Source organism: Hydrocarboniphaga sp. FW305-C-57, assembly GCF_058783045.1.
Genome location: NZ_JBYSYG010000019.1, coordinates 1 through 24,227, shown reverse-complemented (window position 1 = coordinate 24,227; position 24,227 = coordinate 1). Strand labels below are relative to the sequence as shown.

Sequence of the window (24,227 nt, the reverse complement as noted above, 5' to 3'; positions counted from 1 at the left end):
GCTCCGCGTCAGGCGCCCGCGCTGCGCGGTCCGAACAGGATGATCGCCATGCCGAGCAGGCAGACGGCCGCACCGACGAGATCGGTGAGCGTCGGGCGTATCGAATCGACCGCCCACAGCCAGATCAGCGCAACGCCGATGTAAACGCCGCCATAAGCCGCGTAGACGCGCCCGGCCGCTTGCGGGTGCAGGCTCAGCAACCAGGCGAACAGCGCGAGGCTCAGCGCCGCCGGCAGCAGCAGCCAGATGCTGCGGCCTTGTCGCAACCACAGATACGGCAGATAGCAGCCGACGATCTCCGCGACCGCGGTCAGGACGAACAGGCCGAAGACTTTGAGCACTTCCATTGCCGATACGGCTCCGTTGCGTCGATTGTTTTTGCGAAGGATTCCAACGCGGTGATCAGCGATCGAAGTCAGCGTCGCGGCCTGCCTGGTTTGGCGCAGTCCACTTCGGGCTCGGCTGCGTTCCAGATATAGGGACCCTGCCCATAGCGGGCCGCGCGGTCTCCTGGATTGACGAGCGCGCAGCGCTTGAGCGAGAGACAGCCGCAGCCGATGCAATCACCGAGACCGGCTCGCAGGCGTTCCAATTCGGCGATGCGGGCTTCAATGTGCCGGCTCCAGCTGCCCGAGAGCCGCTCCCAATCGCGACCGGTCGGCACCTGATGTGCGGGCAGGCGTTCGAGTTCGGCGCCGATGTCCTCGAGTGTCAGGCCGATGCGCTGCGCGAACACGATGAAGGCGATGCGCCGCAAGGCATGACGTGGATAACGCCGATGGCCGCTGGCCGCGCGTTCGGAATGAATCAAGCCGAGCTGCTCGTAGTAGCGCAGTGCCGACGCCGCGACACCGCTGCGCCTGGAGACTTGGGTGATCGTCAGCAATTCGGTCGACATGCCGGGACCTTAATCCTGGACGAAGTTCGGGTTCAAGCGAGCTTCGGTGTCCTGCGATCAGCTGATCGCAGGTGAGCAGGCCGTATGAGAACACTTATCGCTGCGTTTGGCGTTTCGCCATGATTTTTTTCGACTCGGCATACTGCGCGCATATTTTTTCAGCGGATAGATGTCATGCAAGCTTCGGCGGCGGTGGTGGCGTGTCTTGGAAATCTCCTGCGTGGAGAGCTCATGGCGCGCGACCAGTACTTCATACACTCGCGTCGCTACAACGATCTCGGCCTGCACAAGCTCTACGAGCGGCTCGATCACGAGATGCAGGAAGAGACCGCGCACGCCGACGTGCTGATCCGCCGCATCCTGTTCCTCGACGGCGATCCGGACATGCGTCCGCTGCCGTTCACCTCGGGCAAGACCGTCGAGGAAATGCTGCGCAAGGATCTGGCGACCGAATACGAAGTGCGCAACAACCTGCAGGAAGCCATCGCCCTGTGCGAGCGTGAGCGCGATTTCGTCACGCGCGACCTGCTGCTGCCGCAGCTCAAGGACACCGAGGAAGATCACGCGCACTGGCTCGAACAGCAGCTCGGCCTGATCGAGCAGATGGGCCTGCAGAACTACGTGCAGATGAAGGCTGCGATCGGCTGATCCCGGCTTGACGATGGTTTGAATCCAGGGGCCGCCTGGCTCGAAAGCTGGCGGCCCTTTTTGTAACTGCCGTGGTAGCGGCTTCAGTTCCGGGCTGCCGACACTGTAGACTTCAAGGCCTCCAGCCTCAGCCAGTTTTTCTCAGCCAGGGCCTCGCTTTCGAGCCTGCTGAGACATGACCGAGTCCGCTGCGAACCTGCTGCATACGCTCTACAGCGACCACCACGGCTGGCTGCATGGCTGGCTGCGCCGCAAGCTCGGTGACGGCCACGACGCGGCCGATCTGGCCCAAGACACCTTCGTTCGCCTGATCGGATCGGCCGAGGCCCAGCGCAGCGCTTCCGCCATTCGCGAGCCGCGCAGCTTCCTGGCCACGATCGCGCAGCGCGTGATGGTCGATCACTTTCGTCGCCGCTCGCTCGAACGGGCCTATTGCGAAGCGCTGGCCGCGATGCCCGAGCCGGCCGAGGTGTCGCCCGAGACGCGGGCGCTGGTGTTCGAAACCCTGGTCGAGATCGACGCCATGCTCGACAGCCTGGGCGGCAAGGCCAAGCGCGCCTTCCTGATGTCGCAGCTCGAAGGGCTGACCTATGCGCAAATCGCGCTCGAACTCGGGGTGTCGGTGAGTTCGGTCAAGAAGTACATGGCCAAGGCGATGGAGCACTGCCTGCTGCTCGCGCTCGGTCTCGATGCGTCGGCGGAGCGCTGAGCGTGGACAGAGCCGTGATCAGAAGCGCCGCCGGCTGGTATGCGCAGCTCGGTTCGGGCGATTGCAGCGATTCCGAGCGCGCCGCGTTCGAAGCCTGGCGTCGTGCGCACGCCGATCACGAGCGCGCCTGGCGGCAGGTGGAAGCCCTGCGTGGACGCTTCCAGAGCCTGCCGCGCGAGCTTTCGGTCAGCACCCTGCGCATCGCCGGGAAGCCCGATCTGCAACGCCGCGCGGTGCTGCGCGGCTTCGCCGGCGTCGGCCTGGCGAGCGGCAGCGCCTGGATGGCGGGAAGCCGTCTGCCCTGGAGCGAATGGACGGCGCAGCAGCGCACCGCGATCGGCGAGCAGCGCGAACTCAGGCTCGCGGACGGCAGCCGCCTGCTGCTCAACACCGCCAGTGCGGCCGACGTGCAGTTCGACGAACGCCAGCGCCTCGTCCGGCTCCATGCCGGCGAGCTGTTCGTCGAGACGGTGACCGATCCGGCACCGATCGCGCGGCCGTTCATCGTGCAAACCCCGCAAGGCCAGCTGCGCACGCTCGGGGCGCGCTTCGCGGTGCGTTGCGAGGCGGAGGCCACGCGCCTGCTCGTGCTCGATCGCACGGTGGAAGTGCGCGCCCGGCAACTCGCCGAGCCGTATGCGCTGCGGGCCTGTGCACAGCTGGGCTTCACGTCCGAGCGCATCGATCCCGCTCGGCCTGCGGACGAGGCCGACATCGCCTGGACGCGGGGCCAGCTCATCGTCGACGACTGGACGCTGGCCGAGGTGATCGCCGAACTCGGGCGCTACCAGACCGCGGCGCTGATCTGCGAGGAGGCCGTCGCCAGGCTGCGTGTCTCGGGCGCGTTTCCGCTGCGCCGGCTCGAGCAGGCGCTGGCCGCGTTGACGCAGACCCTGCCGATCGTCCTGAGCCGCAGCACGCGCTGGACCGGTCGCGTGGTGGTTCGCATCGGCGCCCAGGTGGCCTGATCGAAGCTGCGCGGAAAAATTCGAAAAATTTCCACGCTCCGATTGTCCCTTTTCGATTTTCGTTCGACTTACCGGCAAGCCCGCCGCGTGGCGGGCCTTCCATAACGAAAGAAGATCAGGGGTTTTCGCATGTCGTCCGGGTTCGAATCGCCGCGTGAGTCGGCTGGCTTTCCATTCAAGCGCCATCGCTTCGGTGCCCTGCTCGCGGGTGCGCTGAGTCTCGCTTATCTGCAAGCTGCGCCGGTTCACGCGGCCGAGCTCGCGCAGGGCCGGCTGCACGACTACGCGATCGACGCGGGTCCGCTCGGCGAAGTGCTCGGCCGTTTCGCGGGCGAGGCGGGCATCACGCTGTCGTTCGGCCCCGAGCTGACCGAGGGCAAGCGCAGCCCGGGCTTGTCCGGGCGCTACAGCATCGATCAAGCGTTCGCTCAGCTGCTCTCCGGACAGCAACTCGAAGCGGTGCGGGGCGACGGCGGTGTTTACCTGCTGCGCAAGCAGATCGCGCCGCCGGCCGGCGGAGTCACCGTGTTGCAGGCCGTGCAGGTTCAGGCCGATACCGAGCGCAGCTCGATCACCGAAGGCAGCAAGTCGTACACGAGCGGCGAGATCTCGCTCGGCAAGGGCCAGAGCTGGATCGAGACTCCGCAAACGGTCACCGTCATCACGCGCCAGCGCATCGACGATCAGGCGCTCGTCAGCGTCGCCGATGTGATCGCGCAGACGCCCGGCATCATCGCGCTGCAGGGCCGCGGTGGCGAGCCCGAGGCGTTCTATTCGCGCGGCTTCACGATCGATACCGTGCAGATCGATGGTGTCTCCACGGGCGGTGCTTACGACGGCAATTTCTTCAATCCGAATCTCGCGATGTACGACCACGTGGAAGTCGTGCGCGGAGCCGACGGACTCAATGCCGGCACCGGCGAACCGGGTGGCAGCATCAACCTCGTGCGCAAGCCTGCACTCGCGGAAAACCAGGTACAGCTGTTCGCCAAGGCCGGGCGCTGGAACGATTACTACGCGATGGCCGATGTCACCGGTGCGCTGGCGCTTGACGGTGCGGTGCGTGGGCGTCTGAGCGCGAGCTATCTCGATCGCGATTTCTTCTACGACCGCGCCGACGATCTCAATCGCTTCGTCTACGGGACGATCGAAGCCGATCTGACGTCGTCGACCTTGCTGACCGTCGGCGGCAGTTACGAACGGCGCGATCGCTCGGCCAACTACAGCGGCCTGCCGCGCCTGCTGGACGGCTCGTCCGCGCATCTGCCGCGCAGCACTTCGCTGATTCCGGGCTGGAACGACGGCAACTTCAAGACGCGCGAGCTGTTCGCACGCATCGAGCATCGCTTCAACGAAAACTGGAGCGTGCAGACCAGCTATACCGACATCGACCGCGAAGGCTGGGAGCTGCTCGGCGGCGTCGCAGGCGATATCGATCCGCAGACGCACGAAGGCGCTTCGCCCTTCGCCTGGGATTACGGCTACCTGACGCGTCGCAAGGCTTTCGACGTGCATTTGAACGGCGCCTTCGATTGGCTGGCCCGCCATCACGAGCTGCTGGTCGGTCTCGATCGCTTCCAGAACCGGGGCACGCAGTACTACAACTCCGTCGAATTCGACGGCGAGCTGCCCGACAGCATCGACGTCGACAACTTCGATCCGTCGGTGTTTCCGAACCCGATCGGCTCGCGCACGACTTACAACTATGGTCCTTATGGAGAAAAGCGCAGCTCGTTCTACACCAAGCTGCTGATCGAGCTGCTCGATCCGCTCAAGCTCGCGATCGGAGCTCGCTACGGTCGTTACGACTATCAGGACGACTACGAGGTGTACAGGACCGACGGCACGTACTGGTATGGCGGCAGCACGCGTTATGAAGACCGCGATATTTTCACGCCTTACGCAGGCCTGCTTTACCGCTTCGCTCCACAGTGGATGGGCTACGCCAGCATGGCCCAGATCGACAAGTCGCAGGCGGGCAGCCGTATCGGGCCGCCGCCGGGTTCGCCGGCGGATCCGATCCACGGCCGCAATTACGAAGTGGGCGTGAAGGGTGAGCTTGCGGACGGCGCGCTGCGCGTGGCGTTCGCGCTATATCGCATCGAGCGCACCGGCGAGGTGGCGGAGGATTCGTCGAATCCTCCGATCGATGGGGCTACCTGCTGCTACCTGCAGATCGGCAAAGTCACCAGCCAGGGTGTCGATACCGAAATCGCCGGCGAACTCATGCAGGGCTGGCAGATCTCGGCCGGCTACATCTACAACGAAAACCAGAACGAGCGCGACAACGACGCCGTCTACAGCAGCATCACCCCCAAGCACATGCTGCGCTTCTGGAACACCTGGCAGCTGTCCGGCCTGCTCGCGCCGGTCAAGCTCGGCCTCGGCGCCACCGTGCAGAGCAGCGCCTACGAGACCGGAACCTCGTGGGCGACCGGTAGCCCCTATCGAACCGAGCAGGGCGGATATGCGGTCTGGAACGGGCTTGCGGAATACCGCCTCTCGCCGGCCTGGTCGCTCGCGCTCAACGTCAACAACGCCTTCGACAAGGTTTACAACGCGGGCGTCGGCCAACGTGACGGCAATGACTGGTACGGCGAGCCCCGCAACGTCCTCGTGAGCGTGCGCGGCAAGCTCTGAGATGCTGCGGCTGCAAGCCTCAGCCAGTCAGGGCGACCCAGAACCAAAAATCTCCATCTGGTCGCCTGACCGATCGGTCGGCTGCACGCTTGCCGCATCAGGGTTATCGCGACCAGATCCGTCAATGAATTGTCTGTACACGGATCGGTCGTTCGATATGACGCATACGCTGTCCTGGTTGCCCATCACCTCCCGCGTCGCCGCGAGCCTGCTCGGTGGCTATGCGTTCACCTGGGGCTTCACGAGCCTGGTGATCGCGCTCGGCCTCGCCGCCGGCAGCGATTATCACGAGAGCCAGCATCTGGCTTTCCTGCTCGCCTTTCTCGTCTATCTCGGCGCGTTCCTGTGGTCTTTCGCGGCTGCGAGCCTGGCGCGCGTCTGGCTCGTGCTGGCCGGTGGCGGCGCGCTGATGACCGCCGCGGCGTGGTGGCTCACGCGCTCGCTGGCCTGATCGTTTCGGAGCATTCGAGATGCTGTCCTCCTTTCGTCTGTCGATGACCTGGCTGCATACCTGGTTCGGCCTCGTGCTGGGCTACGTGCTGATGGCCTGCTTCTTCTTCGGTGCGCTGTCGGTGTTCGATCGCGAGATCGACCGCTGGGCGATCCCGGAGACGCGCTACGAGCCGCAGCTGATGCCCTCTTTCGACAAGCTGCTGCTACCGATCTTCCGCGGCATCGAGCCGCGCGAACAGAGCTACCGGAACGCGCAGGAGCGGGTGATCGGCGAGCTGCCGCCGCGCGAGCAGATGGTCGCGAGCGACTTCGGCGCCTACACCACGCATCGCGATCCGGTGCTCAACATGTTCGCCAGCTTCGACGTGCCGAACAAACCCAAGGATCCGGGTGTCGATCACGTGCACGTGTTCGGCAATGCGACCATCGATCCGCGCAGCGGCACGCTGATCTCGGACGACAAGCTCAAGATCGGCAGCCGCTTCTTCTACCCCTTGCACTTCAGCCTGCATTTCGAGTGGCTGAACCTGGGCTACTGGATCGTCGGCCTGGCCGCGCTGATGATGTGTGCGGCGCTCGTCACCGGCGTGATCATGCATCGCAAGATCTTCCGCGAGCTGTTCACCTTTCGCCCGAACAAGGCGACGCAGCGCAGCGCGCTCGACCTGCACAACCTCACCGGCGTGGTCGCGCTGCCGTTCCATTTTTTCTTCGCGTTCACCGGCCTGGTGATCTTCGCGGGCATCTACCTGCCGGTGACCGGCTCGATGTTCAAGGAGCAGGCCGAGGCGCACGAGAAACTCGAAGAGCAGGAAACCGGCCTGCCGCACGATCCGGCCGGCGTCGAAGCACCACTGGCCTCGATCGACACGATGGTGGCCGAGGCGCAGCGTCGCTGGGCCGAGCGCGGCATGGCCGGCGAAGTCGGTTTTCTGGGCATCACGCATGCGGGCGACGCCAACGGCTACGTGAGCATCTTCCGCGCCGGCACCGATCGCGTGACCTTGACCGGGCAGGGCATCTACTTCCGCGCGAGCACCGGCGAGGTCATTCGCGAGGCGCCGCCGCCGTCGACGGTCGAAGGCATCGACGACTGGCTCACGGGCCTGCATCTGCAGCATTTCCGCCACTGGCTGCTGCGCTGGTTCTACGTGCTCGGCGGACTCGCGGGCTGCGTTTGCATCGCCACGGGCTTCATCTTTTTCGTCGAGAAGCGCAAGCGCCAGCATGCCAAGAGCGGCAGCAGCGCGGTGCGCTGGGTCGATGCGCTCGCGGTGACGACGGTGACCGGCATGCTGATCGCCACCGCCACCATTCTCGTCGCCAATCGCCTGCTGCCCGAAGACCTGCCGCTGCGCGGCGAATGGGAGCAGCGCATCTTCTGGGCAAGCTGGCTGATCGCGCTGCTGCACGCGTTCTGGCGCAGTGCTCCGGTCGCGCAGGCCAAGCTGTCGCCGGCCTGGCGCGAACAGAGCTGGGCGATCGCCGTGCTCTGCGTCGCCGCGCCCGTGCTTAACTGGATCACCACGGGCGATCACCTGTTCAAGACCATCGGTGACGGCTACTGGCCGGTCGCCGGGCTCGATCTGGTCTTGCTCGTCACTGCCGGCCTTGCCACCTATGCGGCCCGCAAGCTGCGTCGCTCCGAACTCGCCGTGCCTGCAGCTGCGCGTTCCAAGCGCGACGCGATGGAGGCCGCCCATGCATGAGTTCGTCCTGCTGGGCGCCGCGCTGCTCAGCAGCATCTGCGGCATGGCCTGGCTCGCGCTCGGCATGAAGGTGCATTGGCAGCAGGTGCGCGGCGACGATTCCGAAAGCTCGGCCGCGGCGACGCGGGTTCTGCGCGCGCTCGGTTTCGCAGCGCTGCTGCTGTCGTTCGTACTGTGCTTCACGGCCGATCACCCGTCGATCGCGGTGCTGGTCTGGGTGATGTCGCTCGCTGCGGCTGCGTTGACGATCACGTTCACGCTGAGCTGGAGGCCGCGACTGCTGGCCTGGCTGGTGGTTTGGGCGAGGTAGCGGAGAAGAAGAGCCACTGCGTGAAACTGAGAAGAGCGCCGAAGGGCGTTCTTGCGGGTGGCTGGCGCGGCTGCCGGGTTCGGTGATCAAGAAAAAGCGCTGGCGCCTGACGCAAGCGGGCGGCAGACGGACTTCAGGCAGGAACGGCCGAGCGTGTTCTCGACTTGGCGACGCGCCAGGCAAGTGCCGGGCACTGGCAGGTCGGCGGGCGGAATGCCAGAATAATGATAATTATTCTCAAGTAGTGAGTGGAATGTCGGCCCCATCCGCAGTCGTTGCGCGGCAGCAGACCCTGCAGGCGATCTACCGCGAACACCGCAACTGGCTGTTCGGCCGCCTGCGTCAGCGCCTGGGCTGCCGCTTCGATGCCGAGGACCTCACTTCCGAGACGTTCACGCGTGTCGTTTCCCTGAGTGACCCGGCGCAAATTCGTGAGCCGCGTGCCTTGCTCACGACCATCGCCAAGCGTTTGCTGTTCGAGGTCTGGCGCCGGCGTGATCTCGAACAGGCCTATCTCGAAGCGCTCGCGAGCCTGCCCGAACACCTGGAGCCCTCGGCCGAGGAGCGGGCGCTCGTGCTCGAAGCCTTGCTGAACATCGATCGCTTGTTGTCCGGACTGTCGCCGAAGGCCCGTGCTGCGTTTCTGCACAGCCAGCTCGACGGGCTCACTTACGCCGAGATCGGCGAGCGGCTCGGAGTCTCCGCGAGCATGGTGCGGCAGTACGTCGCCAAGGGATTGCGTGCCTGCTACCTCGCGATGGCCGAATGAGCATCCGAATGAGCACGACCGGCGCGGCCGGCACGGTGGTGGACGAGGCCATCGAGTGGATGAGCCTGCTGCGCTCGGGACAGGCCAGCGCGGGCGAGCACGAGGCCTACGCACGCTGGCTCGAGGCCGATCCGGTACACGAGCAGACGGTCAGAAGACTGGAGCGGGCGTTACGCGCGACTTTCGATCCGGCGGCCGGCGCGATCCGCCGTGGCGGCGATGCGCAGCCGCTGCGTCGCATGCTGTCGAATCCGCCGAGGCGGCGACTGATGCGCGGTGCGCTCGCGTTGGCCGGTGCGTCCACCGGGCTCTGGGTCGTCGAGCGCAATCTGCATCATGCCGATATGAGCACCGCCACGGGCGAGCAGCGTCGCTTCACGCTCGAAGACGGCAGCCAGCTGCTGCTGAATTCGCGGAGCCGGGTCGATCTGGCGTTCTCTGCGCAGCGGCGCGAGCTGCAGCTGCTTGCCGGCGAATTCATCGTCGGCGTCGCGGCCGATGCGCAGCGGCCGTTCGTCGTGAGCACCGTGCACGGCAGCGTGCGGGCGCTCGGAACCCGTTTCCTGGTGCGCCGCGAGCAAGACCACAGCCGCGTCTTCGTACTGCATTCGCAAGTGGAACTGCGCACGGCGGCAGGGCAGGTGCACAGGCTTTCGGCGGGTGAGGGCGCTCGCTTCGATGCGCGGAGCATCGAGGCAGGAGCGGTCAAGGCAAATGAAACGGCCTGGGAATCGGGCTTCATCGAAGTGCATGACGTGAGCCTCGGCGAGCTCGTCGACGAGCTGCAGCGCTACCGCAGCCGGCGATTCCGACTGGCCGCCGAAGCTGCACGGCTGCGTGTCTCGGGCCTGTTCCCGATCGAGCCGGACGCTCGCGGCGGCGATCGCGCGTTGCGCGCCATCGAGCAGACCCTGCCGGTCACCGTGAGTCCGCATCTGTTGTGGACCACGATCGCGCTGCGCTGAGCGGCGCCCAAAAAATATCGAGCGAAGCACTGTCACTTTTCCCGCTTCGTTGCACATAGCCGATAACGGTCCTCGAAGGCCGCTGATCCGCAACGAAAAGGGGAGTCACCGTGTCATTGCTTTCGCGGCCGCGCCATGCGGCGCTGTTTTCCAGGACCGTGCTGTCCATCGCCTTGTGCCTGGGCGCGTCGACCGCGCCGGCGTTCGCGCAAGGCAGCGCCATCACGCAAACGACGCAGCGCTACGAGATCGAAGCCGGCCCGCTCGAAGCCACGCTGATGCGCATCGCGCGCGAGGGCGGACGTACGGTGTCGTTCGCCCCCGAGCTCGTGCGCGGCAAGAACGCCGCGGCGCTCAGCGGTGATTTCACCCCCGAGCAGGCGATGCGCCTCGCGCTGGTCGGCAGCGGGCTCGAACTCAGCGCCATGCCGGACGGCACGCTCACGCTCGTTCCGCAAGCTCCTCGCCCGCAATCGGCGGTGATGATGCAGGCGGTGCAGGTGCAGGACACGATGGCCCCGGTCATCGCGACCGAGAACAGCGGCTCCTACACGGCCAGGGCGGTCACGCTCGGCAAGAGCGCGGAGTCCCTGCGCGAGATTCCGCAATCGGTCTCGGTGATCACCCGGCAGCGTCTCGACGACCAGAATCTGAGCAGCCTGCCCGATGCACTCAAGTACGTGACCGGCGTCAACGTGCAGCGCTTCGACGGTGCGGGCTACTTCAACGCCTTCAATGCGCGAGGCTACTCGGCCGAGACCGTGCAGCTCGACGGCATCAACGTGCAGTACAACGCCAACATGGCGGATACCGATCTGGCCATCTACGACCGCATCGAGATCCAGCGTGGAGCGGCTGGCTTGTTCCAGGGTGCGGGCGAACCCGGCTTGCTCGTCAACCTGGCCCGCAAGCGGGCGCTCGCGGAAACCCAGGTCAAGGGCCTGCTCGGCGCGGGCTCCTGGGACAGTTATCGGGCCGAGGCGGACGTCACCGGGGCGCTCGACGCGAGCGGCAGGCTGCGCGGCCGCGCGGTGCTGGTATGGGACGATCGCGATTCGTATCTGGATGGGGTCTTCGGCAAGAAGAAGCTCGGCTACGGCACCCTCGAATACGACCTGCGGCCGGACACCACGCTGTCGGTCGGTGCCTACTGGCAGAAGATCGATTCCGTGATCGCCCAGGGCCTGCCGACCTATGAGGACCGGAGCCTGCTCGACGTGCCGCGTTCGACCGCCTACATCGCCGACTGGAACGTGCTCGACATGGACACCGCGGACTACTTCGGCGAGATCGAGCATCGCCTCGACGGTGGCGGGCTCGTGAAACTGTCGGTGCGCCACCTCGACCGCTCGAGGCTCTATGCGGGCACGCGTCCGACCAGCGCGGTCGCCGCCGACGGCAGCTTCACGCTGCAGAACGTCTACTACTACACCGAGCTCGACGACACCTCGGCCGATCTGTTCCTGAGCCTGCCGTTCGAGTTCGCTGGCCGTGCGCACGATCTGGTGGTCGGCGCGGACTACCGGACCAGCGACAGTGGCACGCCGATTTCGAAGAACTACCGCTACGATCCGCCCGGCAGTCTTTCGAACATCAACGGCTACAACCGGCACACCGAGGAGCCCGATCTCGTCTACGGCGGGTACGGGGCCACCAATACCAGGAACGAGCAATACGGCGGCTATGCGCGTGCGCGCCTGTGTGCCACCGATGCGTTCAGCGTGTTGCTGGGCTCGCGCCTGACCTGGTGGGATTCGAGGACGCGCGATCGCGAAACCGGCACCACCGACGGCCAGTACGACGCCAATGGCGAGCTCACGCCCTACGCCGCAGTGATGTTCGACTTCAGCGAATCGCTGTCGGTGTACACGAGCTATTCCGAAATCTTCGTGCCGCAGAACGCGCGCACGAGCGCGCTCAAGCAGATCGATCCGCGCACCGGCGAACAGGTCGAAGCGGGCCTCAAGGGAGAATTCCTCGATGGCCGCGTCAACACGCACGCGGCGATCTTCCGCATCGAGGATCGGAACCGGGCGCTGCCCGATCCGCAGGACGATCAGTTCTCGGTCGCTGCAGGCAAGGTGCGCAGCCAAGGCTTCGAGGCCGAGATCAGCGGCGAGCCGTTGGCGCACTGGCAGCTCACTGCCGGCTATGCGTACCTCGAAACCAAGATCCTTCGCAGCGACGACGATCAGGAGGGCCAGTCGTTCGCACCGGCGATGCCCAAGCACACGTTCACGCTGTGGAGCCGGTACTCGTTCGCGGACGGCGCGCTGAGCGGACTCGATGTCGGTGGAGGCCTGCGCGCGCTCAGCCCGTTCTACAACTACAACGGCGGGCGCTTCGAGGCCGCTGGCTACGCGGTGCTGTCGCTGCAGGCGGGCTACCGGCTGAACTCGCATCTATCGGTTGCCGTGAACGCCGACAACGTGCTCGATCGCAAGTATTACGAGAAGGTCAGCTACGAAGGCCGCCAGAACTTCTACGGTGCACCGCGCAGCTTCATGCTGACGCTTCGCGCGCAGTGGTGAGGATGGGGTAAGGCGTCACTCCCGTCGATCGGACATACGGGATTTTGCCGGCTCGTCCGTCATAGCAGCAAAGGTCCAGGTCGCGCCCGGGGTCGCGCTATCGCGGCCGGCAGCCCGGAAAAACGCCTCGGATCGAGCCTTGACCGGTCTGCGTATCATCGGCTAGCTGCGGCTGATCGCGGTTTCGGTCGCAGCCGCTGGCAGGTCGGCTCGGTGGCTATGGGTGGCTTCGCCCAAGGCCGCCACCTTGCCGGTCTCGCTGTCGTTGACCTGTGCGCTGCGCCGCCTGACCACGGCGGCCTGCGTATTGTTGCCCTTGTCTGTCGTTGGCGCCGCCGTCGGCGTCTGACTGATGACGTCTCTCGTCTTCCGTCCCACGTTTCTGGAGTAGTGATTTGATTTCCGATTCCGCCGCCGCCGAAGTCGGCAAGCTGCCGCACAATCTTTCGCCCTGGAACATGTTCCTGACCGCCGACATCGTCGTGCAGCTGGTCATGCTCGGCCTGGCGTTCGCGTCGCTCGTGACCTGGACCATCTGGCTCGCCAAGCTCATCGAGCTGCGCGCCAATTCGCGCCGCGTGCAGAGCTCGCTGAACGGCCTGCGCTCGGCACCGTCGCTGGCCGAGGCGCAGAGCGTGCTGACCGACGGCCCGATCGCCCCGCTTGCGAGCGCCGCGCTGCAGGAGACCACGCAGTCCGCCGGCCTGCCGGCCGAAGGCATCAAGGAGCGCGTCGCCGCCACGCTCGGCCGCATCGAAGCCGCGCTCGGCCGTCGCATGAACCGCAGCACCGGCGTGCTCGCGACGATCGGCTCCACCGCTCCGTTCGTGGGCCTGTTCGGAACGGTCTGGGGCATCATGAACAGCTTCATCGGCATCTCGAAGTCGCAGACAACGAACCTCGCGGTCGTCGCGCCGGGCATCGCCGAAGCGCTGCTCGCGACCGCGCTCGGCCTGCTCGCGGCGATTCCGGCCGTGGTCATCTACAACGTGTTCGCGCGCAGCATCGCGGTGTATCGCGCCTCGCTCGGCGATGCCTCGACCGAGATTCTCAACCTCGTCAGCCGCGACCTCGATCGCGCGCATCGCCCATGAGCGCCAAGCTCGATCACGGCGACGGCGAGCTCACCGAGAACCACGAGATCAACGTCACCCCGTTCATCGACGTGATGCTGGTGCTGCTGATCATCTTCATGGTCGCCGCGCCGCTCGCGACGGTGGACGTGCCGGTGAACCTGCCGGGTTCGAATGCGCAGCCGCAGGTCAAGCCGCCACAGCCGGTGTACCTGACCCTGCAGGCCGATCTGACGCTGTCGATCGGCGATACGCCGATCGCCGAGGAGGCGCTCGCCGAAGCACTCGACCACGCCACCGAAGGCAACAAGGAAGAAGTGATCTTCCTGCGCGCCGACGAGACCGTGAACTACGGCGATCTGATGGCGCTCATGAACCGGCTGCGCAGCGCGGGCTATCTGAAGCTCGCCCTGGTCGGGCTGGAGGCGGTTTCGCAGTGAGTCTCGCGCTGAGCGAATGGGAGGCGCAGCACGCCAGGGCCGAGCGGCGCCGCTGGGCCATCAGCGCGGTCGTCGTGCTGCTGGCGTTCGGCAGCGCGATCGCGGCCTCGCAATGGCGTCCGGCTGTGCACCCGATCGCCGAGCCGCCCGCGGCGCTGATGATCGAACTCGTGCCCGAGGCTCCGCCGGAGCCAGAGCCGTCGCCGCCCGAGCCGCCACCCCCGGAGCCGCCAATGCCCAAGCCCGTGCCGAAGCCGGTTCCGCAGCCGACGCCGCCCAAGGTCGAAGCGCCGCCGCCTTCGGACATCGCCGAACCGGCTCCGCCCGAACCGCCGCCACAGCCCGAGCGGGCAGTGGAGCAGACCGCGCCGGCCATTCCGGCTCCTCCGCCGGCCAACCCGCGCGCGGCGAGCGCCAAGATCACCTACGAAGGCCTGCTGCTCGCGCATCTGGCGCGCAACAAGCGCTACCCGAGCCAGGCGCGCAGCCGTCGCCAGCAGGGCCTGCCATACGTGCGCTTCGTGGTCACGCGCGAAGGCAAGGTGCTGAGCGCCAAGCTCGAGCGCAGCTCGGGCTACGAGGCGCTCGACGAAGAGGCCTTGGCCCTGTTCGAACGCGCCCAGCCGCTGCCGGCCTTCACGCCCGAGATGGAAGACGACACGCTCGAAGCGGTGGTGCCGATCCAGTTCTCGCTGCGCAGGAACTAGCGCTTTCGTCGAGTCTCGACCCGCCCACCGAGCGAGCTGAGATTGGACGTCCCTCTTCCTCCGGGGGAGAGACCGAGGGTGAGGGATATCCGCCGGCATAGCGAAGCTCGGCATTGCCGAGACTCCCGCATCCGGCGCTACGCGCCACCTTCTTCCGGCGGGAGTAGGGTTTCCGGGCCCGGCTCCGGCCGCCGCCAGAGCCAGATCGCCACGCTCGCCATCGCGACGCAGGCGAGCAGCGGGACCCACGGCTTCGGCGCGGTGAACCACAGGATCACCGCGCTGATGCTCATCGTGATCGTCGCCATCCACTTGGCGCGGCGGCTCACGGCGCCGTTCTCGCGCCAGTCGCGCAGCATCGGGCCGAAGCGCGGATGGTTTTCGAGCCAGGCGTGGAAGCGCGGCGAGCTACGCGCCGCCGCCCAGCCGGCGATCAGCACGAACACTGTGGTCGGCATGCCCGGCACGAAGATGCCGATGACACCGAGCGTCAGGCTCAGGCCCGCGAGGGCCATCAGAAGGTAGCGAATCACGACCGGGCTCTGGCCTCGTTCGTGTCGCTGGCTGGCTGTCTCAGGGGGCACCCGTTGCGAAGCTCTGGCGTAAAGAAGGCAATGCTCGGCTGTTGCCGCGCAGTGGGCAAGAGGCTATCGCAGCTTGTGAGCAGAACCTCAGATGATGATAATGATTATCAATTGATGGCGGGTCATCCGACCCTCCGAAGGCACGGACCCGGGCGGGTCCGGCCTGACTGTCGGGAGCGGCGGCGTGAATTGGTGTGGTGTCGATCTGGGCTGGGCCTATTCCGATCTGTTGCGCAGCATCGTCCGGCAGACGCGCTGCGGCGAGCGCGCACACGACGTCCTGCACGATTCGCTGCTGCGCTACGCGCTGACGCCCAAGCGCGATGCCATCACCGAGCCGCAGGCGTATCTGCGCACGGTCGCGCGTTCGGTACTGACGGATCATTTGCGCGATTCGGTTCGCTACGTTGCGTTTCGTTACGAACATGACGACGACGGCGTCGACATCGACAGCGTCGTCACGCTCGCCGAGCCGGCCGCGCCGTCGTCGGAGCAGATCGCCGACCTGCGTCAGCGCCTCGAGGCACTGCAGAAATTGCTTGATGGCCTGCCGACGCGCTGCCGCGAAGTGTTCTGGCTGTTTCGCGTCGAAGGTTACAAGCAGACCGAAATCGCCCAAAAGCTCGGCATGAGCGTGAACATGGTCGAGCGTCACGTCATGCGCGCCCTGATCGATTTGCGCGCGGCGCGCGAGTTGCTCTCGTGAGCCGCGTCCGCCGCGAGGCCGCGCTCTGGTTCGGGCGCATGCGCAACGCCGAGCCCGACGATCCGCGGCGGGGCCGCTTCGAAGCCTGGCTGATGGCGAGCCCCGAGCATGCGGCCGAATACGCGGCGTTCGACGATCTATGGTCCGATCTCGAATCGACGCCACGCTTACAGGCGATGACGCGCGCGATGACGCATCGCCAGCGCGGGGCGCAGCGTCGCCTGCGCGCCGGAGCGCTCGCGCTGATCGCAATGGTCGTCGGCGCCATCGCCGGCCAGCAGGCCTGGACGCACTGGCCGCAGTACGAACTCGAGATCGCCGCCGGTCCGATGCGCCAGATTTTGCTGCCCGACGGCAGCGAAATCGTCATCGATGCGGCGAGCGTCGCCACCGTGCGTTACACGCGTGGCGGGCGCCACGTGAGGCTCGAAGCGGGCAACGCGATCTTCGACGTCGCACGCGACGCGCAGCGACCGTTCGAGGTCGATGGCGGCGCGGCCCATGTCAGCGTACTCGGCACGCGCTTCGCGGTGACGCGCTTGGACGAATCCACGCGCGTGAGCGTGGAACGCGGCCGCGTGAGCGTGGAATCGGATTCGGTGACGCCGGGCTTGCTGCTGACGGCGGGCCAGGTCGCCGAAGTGGATGCCGCATCGATCCTGCGCATGAGCAACAAGCGCGCGGAAGATGCGTTCGCTTTCCAGCACGGTAGCCTGGTATTCGACGAGGCGACGCTCGCCGAAGTCGCGCAAAGCCTGTCGAGGCATCGGAGCCAGCCGGTGCGCGTCGCATCCGCGCTGCGCTCCGAGCCGCGAGTGACGGCGGTCGTTCAAGTGGCGGACATCGAAAGCTTTCTGCGCGTGTTGCCGGCGATCGCGCCGGTGGTGGTGCAGCAGCACGACGGTGAAACCTGGCTGCTGGCACGCTGACTCGCGTGATTCTTCGAACAAGGTAGCGACAGGCATCAGGAGATTGCGTCCTCGCTGCGTCAGTGGGTAATCGCGACCGGTTTCCCACTCACGCCGTATTCGGAGCTCTTCATGCCGTCCCTTTCGACGTTCAAGCCGCGCCTGCAGGTCGCGGCCGCCAGCCTGCTGCTCGCCTGCGCAGTGCAGGCGGCGCCGGTGTCGTTCGATCTGCCCGCGCAGCCGCTCGCGCAGACGCTCAAGCAGATCGCGGCGCAGGACGGGCTTACGCTGCTCGTCGACAGCCAGCTGGTGGCCGGCAAATCGGCGCCCGCCGTCAAAGGCTCGTTCGAAGCCACCGATGCCTTGCGCCAGGTGCTCGCCGGTAGCGGCCTGACGCTGCGCATCGACGGCAATACCGTGCTCGTCGAGGCCGCTCCGCCGGCTGCGAACGCGGTGATGCTCGGCGCGGTCAAGGTCGAGTCGACGAGCACCGCGACGACCGAAGGCAGCGGCTCGTACACGACGCGCCAGGCCAGCACCAGTACGCGCCTTCCGTTGTCGTTGCGGGAGACGCCGCAATCGGTCAGCGTGATCACGCGCCAGCAGATCGAAGATCGCAACTTCGTCACGCTCGACGATGCGATGGAAATGGCTACCGGCATCAGCCCGTCGACGGCGAACTTCAATCGCATCAGCTACACGGCACGCGGCTTCACGCTGACCGACAACATGATCGATGGCATGCCGGCCGTCGGTAATGCCTATGCGGGCTACGTGCCGAACCTCGCGTTCTACGATCGCGTGGAGATCCTGCGTGGCTCGGCCGGGTTGGTCTACGGCGCGGGCTCGGCCGGTGGCGCGGTGAATCTCGTGCGCAAGCGTCCGACATCCGAGCCGCAACTGAGCGCGGTGATGCGCCGCAGCCGCTGGAACAACAACTACGTCGAACTCGACGCGAGCCGCCCGCTCAACGGCGATGCGAGCGTGCGTGGCCGACTCGTCGTGACGTATGAAGACAAGGAAACCTTCATCGATGGCGAAACCTCGCGCAAGCCGGCGGTGTACTCGATCATCGAAGCGGATATCGCCGACGGCACGACGATCTTCGGTGGCGGCAGCATGGAGCGCTACGACGGCAACTTTTCGCCGATCGGCCTGCCGCGTTACACCGACGGCAGAGACCTGCATCTGCCACGGTCCTCGCGCGGCATGGCGCCGATATGGAACGATTACTACACCGACGTCGATACTTTTTTCGGCGGCGTCGATCATCGCTTCAACGACCGCTGGACGCTGCGCCTGGCCGGCAACGTGCAGAACCGCGTGCAGGGCGGATTGACGATCAACACCACCGGTGCGGTGGACCCCGAAACGCTGGCCGGCCCGAACTACAGCGCCACCATCGGTGACAGCTACTCGCCGGGCGAATACCAGGCTTACGACGCGGTGCTCAATGGCGACTTCGATCTGCTGGGCCGCAGCCACGACGTGGTGATCGGCTACACCTGGTCGGAGGTCAACAGCAAACGCAGCCGTACCGCAGCGGGCGCCAGGCCCGACATCTCGCAAACCAATATCTTCGACTTCGATCCGTATGCCATTCCGCGGCCATCGCTCGGTGCTTGGACGCCTGCGGCGACGTCGACCAAGGCGCTCGCGAGCGGCGCCTATACGACCGTGCGCCTGAACGTCGCCGATCCGCTCAAGCTGATCTTCGGCGGACGCCTGAGTTCGGCCGAGAACCAGACCCACACCTATGCGACGTCGAGCACCGCGAAGACGCGCGAGAGCGACGTGTTCACGCCCTTCGGCGGACTGATCTACGACTTTGCCGATCAGTGGTCCGCGTACGCGAGCTATTCCGACATCTTTCGCGTGCAGAACACCAGCTTTTCGGTCGACGGCTCGGCGCTCAAGCCGGTGGTGGGCGCCAACTACGAAGCGGGCGTGAAGGGCGAGTTTTATGACGGTCTGCTCAATGCCTCTTTCGCGGTGTTCCGCGTCGAGGAAACCAATCGCGCAATGGTCGATCCCGAAGCTCCCTTCCCGTGTCCGGCGTCTGCGGGCGGCACGGGAGATTGCTTTATCGCCAGCGGCAAGGTGCGCGGCCAAGGCTTCGAGACCGAAATTTCCGGACAGGTCGTCGCCGGTCTCGAACTCACCGCGGGTTACACCTACGTGGAGACCGAGTTCCTGCGTGATCGCACGCGCACGGGCGAGCCGAGCAGCAACGAAGGCCGGGCGTTTCGCACCACCACGCCGAAGAACCTGTTCAAGCTCTGGGGCACGTATCGCCTGCCGGGCGACTGGGCTCGCTGGAGCCTCGGTGCCGGCGCGCTCGCGCAGAGCGATATCTACAACCTCGCGGACAGCACGCGCATCGAGCACGGTGGCTACACCATCTACAACGCGCGCGTGGCCTACGAGCTCGACGATCACTGGAATCTGTCGCTCAATGGCAACAACCTGACCGACAAGTGCTACTACCAGCGCCTAGGCCTGCTCACGGGCGGCAATCGCTACGGCGAGCCGATGAGCTATGCGGTGACGCTGCGCGGCAATTTCTGAGCGCATCGGACCGGCGCCGCGCCGCCGATGCATGGCGCGACATGGGGCGACATGGGCTCGACATGGGCTCGACACGGGCGACGGCCGTGTCTGGATCACGTTCATCGCTCCTTGGGTATGCTGGCCTCCCATCGAGACCTTGCATCAAGATGTTCAAGGCCAGCCCTCATTCGAGCCACGACATGAAAACCAGAAGCGAACGCGACACTTTCGGCCTCATCGAGGTTCCTTTCGACAAGCTCTGGGGTGCGCAGACGCAGCGCTCGCTGCAGAACTTCGACATATCGGGCGAGCAGCAGCCGCGTGAAATCATTCGCGCGCTCGCGCAGGTCAAGCGCGCTTCGGCTCGCGTCAATCAGGCGCTTGGCCTGCAGGACGCGGCCAAGACCGAGGCCATCGTCAAAGCGGCCGACGAGGTGATCGCGGGCCAGCACCCGGACGAGTTCCCGCTGGTGGTCTGGCAGACCGGCTCGGGTACGCAGAGCAACATGAACATGAACGAGGTCATCGCCAACCGTGCGAGCGAACTGCTCGGCGGCGAGCGCGGCGAAGGCCGCAAGGTGCATCCGAACGACGACGTCAACCGCAGCCAGTCGAGCAACGACGTGTTCCCGACCGCGATGCACGTGGCCGCGGTCGACGCGCTCACGCACAAGCTGCTGCCGGCGATCGCCAAGCTCAAGCAGACGCTGGTCGGCAAGGCGCGCGAGTTCGACGACATCGTCAAGATCGGCCGCACGCATCTGCAGGACGCGACGCCGCTGACGCTCGGCCAGGAAATTTCGGGCTGGGTGGCGCAGCTCTCGCACGGCGAACGTCACGTGCGCGATGCGCTGCCGCATCTGTGCGAACTTGCACTCGGCGGCACCGCGGTCGGCACCGGGCTCAACGCGCCCAAAGGCTACGCCGAGGCGGTGGCGGCCGAACTCGCGCAGATCACCGGACTGCCGTTCGTGACGGCGCCGAGCAAGTTCGAGGCGCTGGCCAGCTGCGATGCGCTCGTGCATGCGCACGGCGCGCTCAAGACGCTGGCGGCGAGCATGATGAAGATCGCCAACGACGTGCGCTGGCTCGCGAGCGGACCGCGCAGCGGCATCGGCGAGATCAGCATTCCCGAGAACGAGCCGGGCTCGTCGATCATGCCCGGCAAGGTCAACCCGACGCAGAGCGAGGCGGTGACGATGCTCGCCGCGCAGGTCATGGGCAACGACGTGGCGATCAACATCGGCGGCGCGTCGGGCAACTTCGAGCTCAACGTGTTCCGGCCGATGGTGGCGCACAACTTCTTGCAGAGCGTGCGCCTGCTGGCCGACGGCATGGTGAGCTTCAACGATCACTGCGCGGTGGGCATCGAACCGAATCGCGAACGCATCAAGGAACTCGTCGATCGCTCGCTGATGCTGGTGACCGCGCTCAACACGCACATCGGCTACGACAAGGCCGCGTACATCGCCAAGAAAGCGCACAAGGAAGGCACGAGCTTGCGTGAGGCTGCGGTGGCGTCAGGCCATGTGACCGGCGAGCAGTTCGACCAGTGGGTGGTGCCGGGCAACATGGTCGGGCGCTGATTCGATCTTCCAGATTTGATCACCTCAGATCGGCCGTGAGGGTCCCGAGCATCAACCGCGCCCCACGATGGATCGCCATCCATGCAGGCCACCTTCACCGGCGCCCCGCAACGAATCACCGCTGATGCTCGGGAACTATGCCGGTGATGCATCGCTGTATCTCGGTTGATACAGCGGAGTATCAACGATGAAGCTGCCGAGGCATGGCGTTGATACCCCGGACCTTCAACCGCGCCCCAAGATGGTGTCGAGTATCAACGACGATATTCGCGAGCATGGCCGGCGACCCCAATCAGGTCTCGGACGATTCCGGCGAGGTCTTTTTGTTGGCGCGCTTGCGCTGAAAGCGCACCGAAATCTGGCTGAGCGCCTCGTCCAGGCCCTCTCCTTTGCCAGCCAGTTTGAGAAAGTTGTAGCCCACGGTGACCGACTCATCGATGTGATGGCGACGAATCTCGCCGCTGATCGGATCGACAGACAAGCTGGAAGCGGCAAAGACGTATTGCCAGCCCCACTCGGTCGCCGCATTGGGATACTTGGTTGCGATCGCATCCGGGAGCCAGACGGAGGCTTGGTTCTGGGCCTTGTCGGCGACGTACATGGCCCGCCGTGTTTCGACACGTTCTTTCAGCGGGCCGGCCAAGCTGGCGGGCAGCATCGTGATCCGGTCCTTTCCGCCCTTCCCATGACGCACCGTGATGCGGAGTCGATCGAAATCGATGTCTTTGACCCGCAGCCGCAGACCTTCGGTCAGTCGCATGCCGGTACCGTAGAGAAGGCGGACGACCAGACTTGCGGCATTGGATGTGCCGACGGCCGCCAGTAGCTTCTCGATTTCGGGCCGACTCAAGACCGTGGGCAGGCGTTGAGGCTTCTTGGCGCGGACCACCTCGGTCAGCCACGGAAGCTCCAACAGTAAAACTTCCTTGTACAAGAACATGATGGCGGCAAGCGCCTGATTCTGGGTGCTCGCCGCAACGTGCCGTTCGACCGCCAAACTCGAAAGGAAGGCTTCGACCTCCATGATTCCGAGATCGAGCGGATGACGCTTGTCGTGAAACAAGATGAAGCGTTTAATCCAGTTCCAGTAGGTCTGTTCGGTCCGGTAGCTGTAATGCCGCGTTCGAATCTTGTTTCGGAACTGATCGACGAGTTTCAATGGAGCGGCGTTTTGATCCCGCATAACAACCTCCCGCCAAGGGAAATTTCAAAGTAATGAAGACGATATCAATCTTGGCGGCCAGGTTATGCGGCGCAGTTCCCAGATTAGGCCGCAGCGTTGTTCCAACTAATTGGCGTTGGACGCTATGAGAACTTGGCTGCGCTTGTTGTTGATTACGGCCACGGTTGGCGGTGGCTTCATGGGCCTCTCGCTGTGCGTCGGCACGCTTCTTCGCGGCATTTCCGGAGTTGGGTCCGTTATTGTGCTCGCCGTGGCGGTCGGTATCTTCGGCTGCATCTTCTATGCAGGGCTTCGTGCATGCGCGTACCCAGATGAAATCTACAGAGTCGGTCCTGCCTTGTGGCTACAGATTCCATGGGTAACGTCGCCTCTCGTTACATACAGGCTGTCGGCTGGCTTCACCCTTTCTGCATCGTACTACCCGCCGTTCAACTTTGGCTTCTTCTTCAATATCGGCAGCGAGTTCATTCTTAATATCGCCCGCCCAGATCGGTGGGGCCTTGGAGTTAATTTTGCGGCCGTCATCCTTCTACTTCTGCTTCGCCGTTCGGCTAGTGCGTCCAACAAGTCGCTCCAGCCGGCGGGCCAAGAAGCCGGCCCGCGGCTGAGCTAGGCGTTGGGCCGCGTGAGTCACAAGACAATAGTGGACTTGTTCTGGGCTAACCGCCGCCAGCTTCACGCTCTTTCCAGGCTTGCAGTGTCATCAACTTTTGCTCGGTTCGGAAGCTGCGTTGGTTCCGTTCCTTGCATCAAGCAAAGTGCTTTCCTGAGATCAGCTTCGGCGAGGTGACGTGGTGATCTTCAAGCTCAGTTCCAGTCAGCCAAGCGGGTTTGGCTTCGCGGCATCAGGCTTCAGTTCGGCCCAACAAGGCACTCCAGGCGACGGCTTCGCCGCGCCTGAGCTTCGGCGTTGGGCCGAAAAAACAGAATGAGAGTTCTCGCCGCAATTTCCGTTGTCCTTACTCTGGCGGTTGGTTGCGAGCAGCAAGGGTCTCAAATGAAAATTGCCACTCCTGAAGAAGCCATCTCAAAAGCCAGAGATGCTTGGGCTGAGTTCAATGCCAATGGCACGTACGGCCGAACCTTCGCGGCTTCAGAGATTGCTCGTTTCGAGCCGTACACTGCGATCTTAGATGGCACGCAATGGAAAATTGTCGGGTCTGCGGCTACAAACGGAGATAAATTCCCTGCCACGTATGTCAATTAGGAGTCGGGTAAGGTCATGGCGGCCATAATCACTGAGCCCCACCAATGAAGGTGCTGTTTCAGCCCAACAATCAATTCCACTCCGACGTCCTCGCCTCCGCTTCGCGCCGGCAAGGCCGCGGGTGAATTGGGGCGTTGGGCGCCACGTCGGCTACATGGGCCTGAGTTCAAGAGATATCCTTTGGGTTATTGCTATAGGAGCATTTTCATGCGCCATTCCTTTGTTGCATCAGTTGTATTGGCGTCCAGCTGTCTATCACTCGGCTGCGCCACGGTGCGCACTGCAGACAACGCGCATGTCGGAAGCCCCAAAATCTATGGCGGTACACGGCTCAATGTAGCTGCGCTCAAGTCGGATCAGGACTCTCTGGCTCGTTTTCAACGGTTTGGTATCGAGGCGCCCACTTATCCCATGGCCGATCTTCCTCTCAGCTTCGTCGGCGACACGCTCCTTCTGCCGTTCTCTGCTTGGTACACGCTTACCGAGCCGGTCGTAGGTAGGGAGTAAGTGTCGCCCAACCAGCTGATGCAGGCGACGGTTACGCCACCCATGGCGTGGTCGAGCACTTCGGGGTCGGTGCTGTGCGGCGTAACCGCGGCTGATCGCAGGCGTTGAGGCTGTAGAAAAAGCCCGAGAAGTCGACTGAATTGGCACGTAAGGCGCTGCTGATTCTGCATGCAATC

The 24,227-nt window shown here is 64.9% G+C and carries 25 protein-coding genes; 21 read left to right on the top strand and 4 right to left on the bottom strand.

All coding sequences use genetic code 11. The annotated features are described in order from the left end of the window. Positions 1–8: 8 nt before the first annotated feature. Positions 9–347, bottom strand: a complete 339-nt coding sequence (locus tag AC3WUM_RS24115; RefSeq protein ID WP_492413724.1) for a YnfA family protein — start codon at positions 345–347, stop codon at positions 9–11. Positions 348–415: 68 nt separating this feature from the next. Beyond that, positions 416–898 carry a redox-sensitive transcriptional activator SoxR gene (gene soxR / locus AC3WUM_RS24110; RefSeq protein ID WP_492413722.1) on the bottom strand — a complete coding sequence of 161 codons (483 nt, stop codon included), beginning with the start codon at positions 896–898 and terminating at the stop codon, positions 416–418. 174 nt (positions 899–1,072) lie between these two features. Between soxR and bfr the strand changes: the two genes are divergently transcribed. The 14 genes from bfr to AC3WUM_RS24040 all read left to right on the top strand — a co-directional run bounded on the left by bfr (position 1,073) and on the right by AC3WUM_RS24040 (position 14,820). Next, a complete protein-coding gene (gene bfr / locus AC3WUM_RS24105; protein ID WP_492413720.1) occupies positions 1,073–1,546 on the top strand; it encodes a bacterioferritin in 474 nt (157 codons plus the stop codon). A 175-nt stretch (positions 1,547–1,721) separates the two neighbouring features. Beyond that, on the top strand, positions 1,722–2,255 hold the full coding sequence (locus tag AC3WUM_RS24100; protein WP_492413718.1) for a sigma-70 family RNA polymerase sigma factor: 534 nt from the start codon (positions 1,722–1,724) through the stop codon (positions 2,253–2,255). A 14-nt stretch (positions 2,256–2,269) separates the two neighbouring features. Continuing rightward, complete coding sequence (locus AC3WUM_RS24095; protein WP_492413717.1) at positions 2,270–3,223, top strand: FecR domain-containing protein; 954 nt, start codon at positions 2,270–2,272, stop codon at positions 3,221–3,223. A 129-nt stretch (positions 3,224–3,352) separates the two neighbouring features. Next, positions 3,353–5,863: a TonB-dependent siderophore receptor gene (locus tag AC3WUM_RS24090; protein ID WP_492413715.1), complete on the top strand. Its 2,511-nt coding sequence runs from the start codon at positions 3,353–3,355 to the stop codon at positions 5,861–5,863. Between the two features lie 157 nt (positions 5,864–6,020). After that, a complete protein-coding gene (locus AC3WUM_RS24085; protein WP_492413714.1) occupies positions 6,021–6,314 on the top strand; it encodes an iron uptake protein in 294 nt (97 codons plus the stop codon). 19 nt (positions 6,315–6,333) lie between these two features. After that, entirely contained in the window at positions 6,334–8,025 is a 1,692-nt protein-coding gene (locus tag AC3WUM_RS24080; RefSeq protein ID WP_492413712.1) for a PepSY-associated TM helix domain-containing protein, read from the top strand. Beyond that, the gene (locus AC3WUM_RS24075) at positions 8,018–8,335 is read left to right on the top strand and encodes a DUF3325 domain-containing protein (RefSeq protein WP_492413710.1); all 318 of its coding nucleotides are present in this window, start codon (positions 8,018–8,020) and stop codon (positions 8,333–8,335) included. Before AC3WUM_RS24080 ends, AC3WUM_RS24075 begins: the two co-directional genes overlap by 8 nt. A 253-nt stretch (positions 8,336–8,588) precedes the next feature. Next, positions 8,589–9,104: a sigma-70 family RNA polymerase sigma factor gene (locus AC3WUM_RS24070; protein ID WP_492413709.1), complete on the top strand. Its 516-nt coding sequence runs from the start codon at positions 8,589–8,591 to the stop codon at positions 9,102–9,104. A gap of 8 nt (positions 9,105–9,112) precedes the next feature. Then, positions 9,113–10,069 (top strand): FecR domain-containing protein, encoded by a 957-nt coding sequence (locus tag AC3WUM_RS24065; RefSeq protein ID WP_492413707.1) that lies wholly within the window; start codon positions 9,113–9,115, stop codon positions 10,067–10,069. Positions 10,070–10,179: 110 nt separating this feature from the next. Beyond that, positions 10,180–12,600, top strand: a complete 2,421-nt coding sequence (locus AC3WUM_RS24060; RefSeq protein WP_492413705.1) for a TonB-dependent siderophore receptor — start codon at positions 10,180–10,182, stop codon at positions 12,598–12,600. Positions 12,601–12,823: 223 nt separating this feature from the next. Continuing rightward, complete coding sequence (locus AC3WUM_RS24055; RefSeq protein ID WP_492413704.1) at positions 12,824–12,949, top strand: hypothetical protein; 126 nt, start codon at positions 12,824–12,826, stop codon at positions 12,947–12,949. Between the two features lie 46 nt (positions 12,950–12,995). After that, on the top strand, positions 12,996–13,694 hold the full coding sequence (gene exbB, locus AC3WUM_RS24050; protein WP_492413703.1) for a tonB-system energizer ExbB: 699 nt from the start codon (positions 12,996–12,998) through the stop codon (positions 13,692–13,694). After that, positions 13,691–14,113 (top strand): TonB system transport protein ExbD, encoded by a 423-nt coding sequence (exbD, locus tag AC3WUM_RS24045; protein WP_492413701.1) that lies wholly within the window; start codon positions 13,691–13,693, stop codon positions 14,111–14,113. The genes exbB and exbD overlap by 4 nt, the downstream gene beginning before the upstream one ends. After that, positions 14,110–14,820: an energy transducer TonB gene (locus AC3WUM_RS24040; RefSeq protein WP_492413699.1), complete on the top strand. Its 711-nt coding sequence runs from the start codon at positions 14,110–14,112 to the stop codon at positions 14,818–14,820. Before exbD ends, AC3WUM_RS24040 begins: the two co-directional genes overlap by 4 nt. Positions 14,821–14,957: 137 nt before the next feature. On the opposite strand, the gene AC3WUM_RS24035 is transcribed toward AC3WUM_RS24040, so the two are convergent. Beyond that, positions 14,958–15,353, bottom strand: a complete 396-nt coding sequence (locus AC3WUM_RS24035; protein WP_492413697.1) for a YbaN family protein — start codon at positions 15,351–15,353, stop codon at positions 14,958–14,960. Between the two features lie 235 nt (positions 15,354–15,588). On the opposite strand from AC3WUM_RS24035, the gene AC3WUM_RS24030 reads away from it, so the two are divergent. The 4 genes from AC3WUM_RS24030 to fumC all read left to right on the top strand — a co-directional run bounded on the left by AC3WUM_RS24030 (position 15,589) and on the right by fumC (position 21,154). Then, positions 15,589–16,110 carry an RNA polymerase sigma factor gene (locus AC3WUM_RS24030; RefSeq protein WP_492413695.1) on the top strand — a complete coding sequence of 174 codons (522 nt, stop codon included), beginning with the start codon at positions 15,589–15,591 and terminating at the stop codon, positions 16,108–16,110. Then, positions 16,107–17,039, top strand: coding sequence for a FecR family protein (locus tag AC3WUM_RS24025; protein ID WP_492413693.1), 933 nt, complete (start codon positions 16,107–16,109; stop codon positions 17,037–17,039). The genes AC3WUM_RS24030 and AC3WUM_RS24025 overlap by 4 nt, the downstream gene beginning before the upstream one ends. Before the next feature lie 111 nt (positions 17,040–17,150). After that, positions 17,151–19,586 (top strand): TonB-dependent siderophore receptor, encoded by a 2,436-nt coding sequence (locus AC3WUM_RS24020; RefSeq protein ID WP_492413691.1) that lies wholly within the window; start codon positions 17,151–17,153, stop codon positions 19,584–19,586. A gap of 182 nt (positions 19,587–19,768) precedes the next feature. Next, complete coding sequence (gene fumC / locus AC3WUM_RS24015; RefSeq protein WP_492413689.1) at positions 19,769–21,154, top strand: class II fumarate hydratase; 1,386 nt, start codon at positions 19,769–19,771, stop codon at positions 21,152–21,154. A 292-nt stretch (positions 21,155–21,446) separates the two neighbouring features. On the opposite strand, the gene AC3WUM_RS24010 is transcribed toward fumC, so the two are convergent. Continuing rightward, positions 21,447–22,337 (bottom strand): integron integrase, encoded by an 891-nt coding sequence (locus tag AC3WUM_RS24010; protein WP_492413688.1) that lies wholly within the window; start codon positions 22,335–22,337, stop codon positions 21,447–21,449. Between the two features lie 124 nt (positions 22,338–22,461). Here AC3WUM_RS24010 and AC3WUM_RS24005 point away from each other — a divergent pair, with 124 nt between their 5' ends. The 3 genes from AC3WUM_RS24005 (at position 22,462) to AC3WUM_RS23995 (ending at position 24,051) form a co-directional block, all read left to right on the top strand. Beyond that, positions 22,462–22,950 carry a hypothetical protein gene (locus tag AC3WUM_RS24005; protein WP_492413687.1) on the top strand — a complete coding sequence of 163 codons (489 nt, stop codon included), beginning with the start codon at positions 22,462–22,464 and terminating at the stop codon, positions 22,948–22,950. Positions 22,951–23,265: 315 nt separating this feature from the next. Continuing rightward, positions 23,266–23,544 carry a hypothetical protein gene (locus AC3WUM_RS24000; protein WP_492413685.1) on the top strand — a complete coding sequence of 93 codons (279 nt, stop codon included), beginning with the start codon at positions 23,266–23,268 and terminating at the stop codon, positions 23,542–23,544. A 207-nt stretch (positions 23,545–23,751) separates the two neighbouring features. Further along, a complete protein-coding gene (locus AC3WUM_RS23995; protein WP_492413684.1) occupies positions 23,752–24,051 on the top strand; it encodes a YceK/YidQ family lipoprotein in 300 nt (99 codons plus the stop codon). The last annotated feature ends 176 nt before the right edge of the window (positions 24,052–24,227 follow it).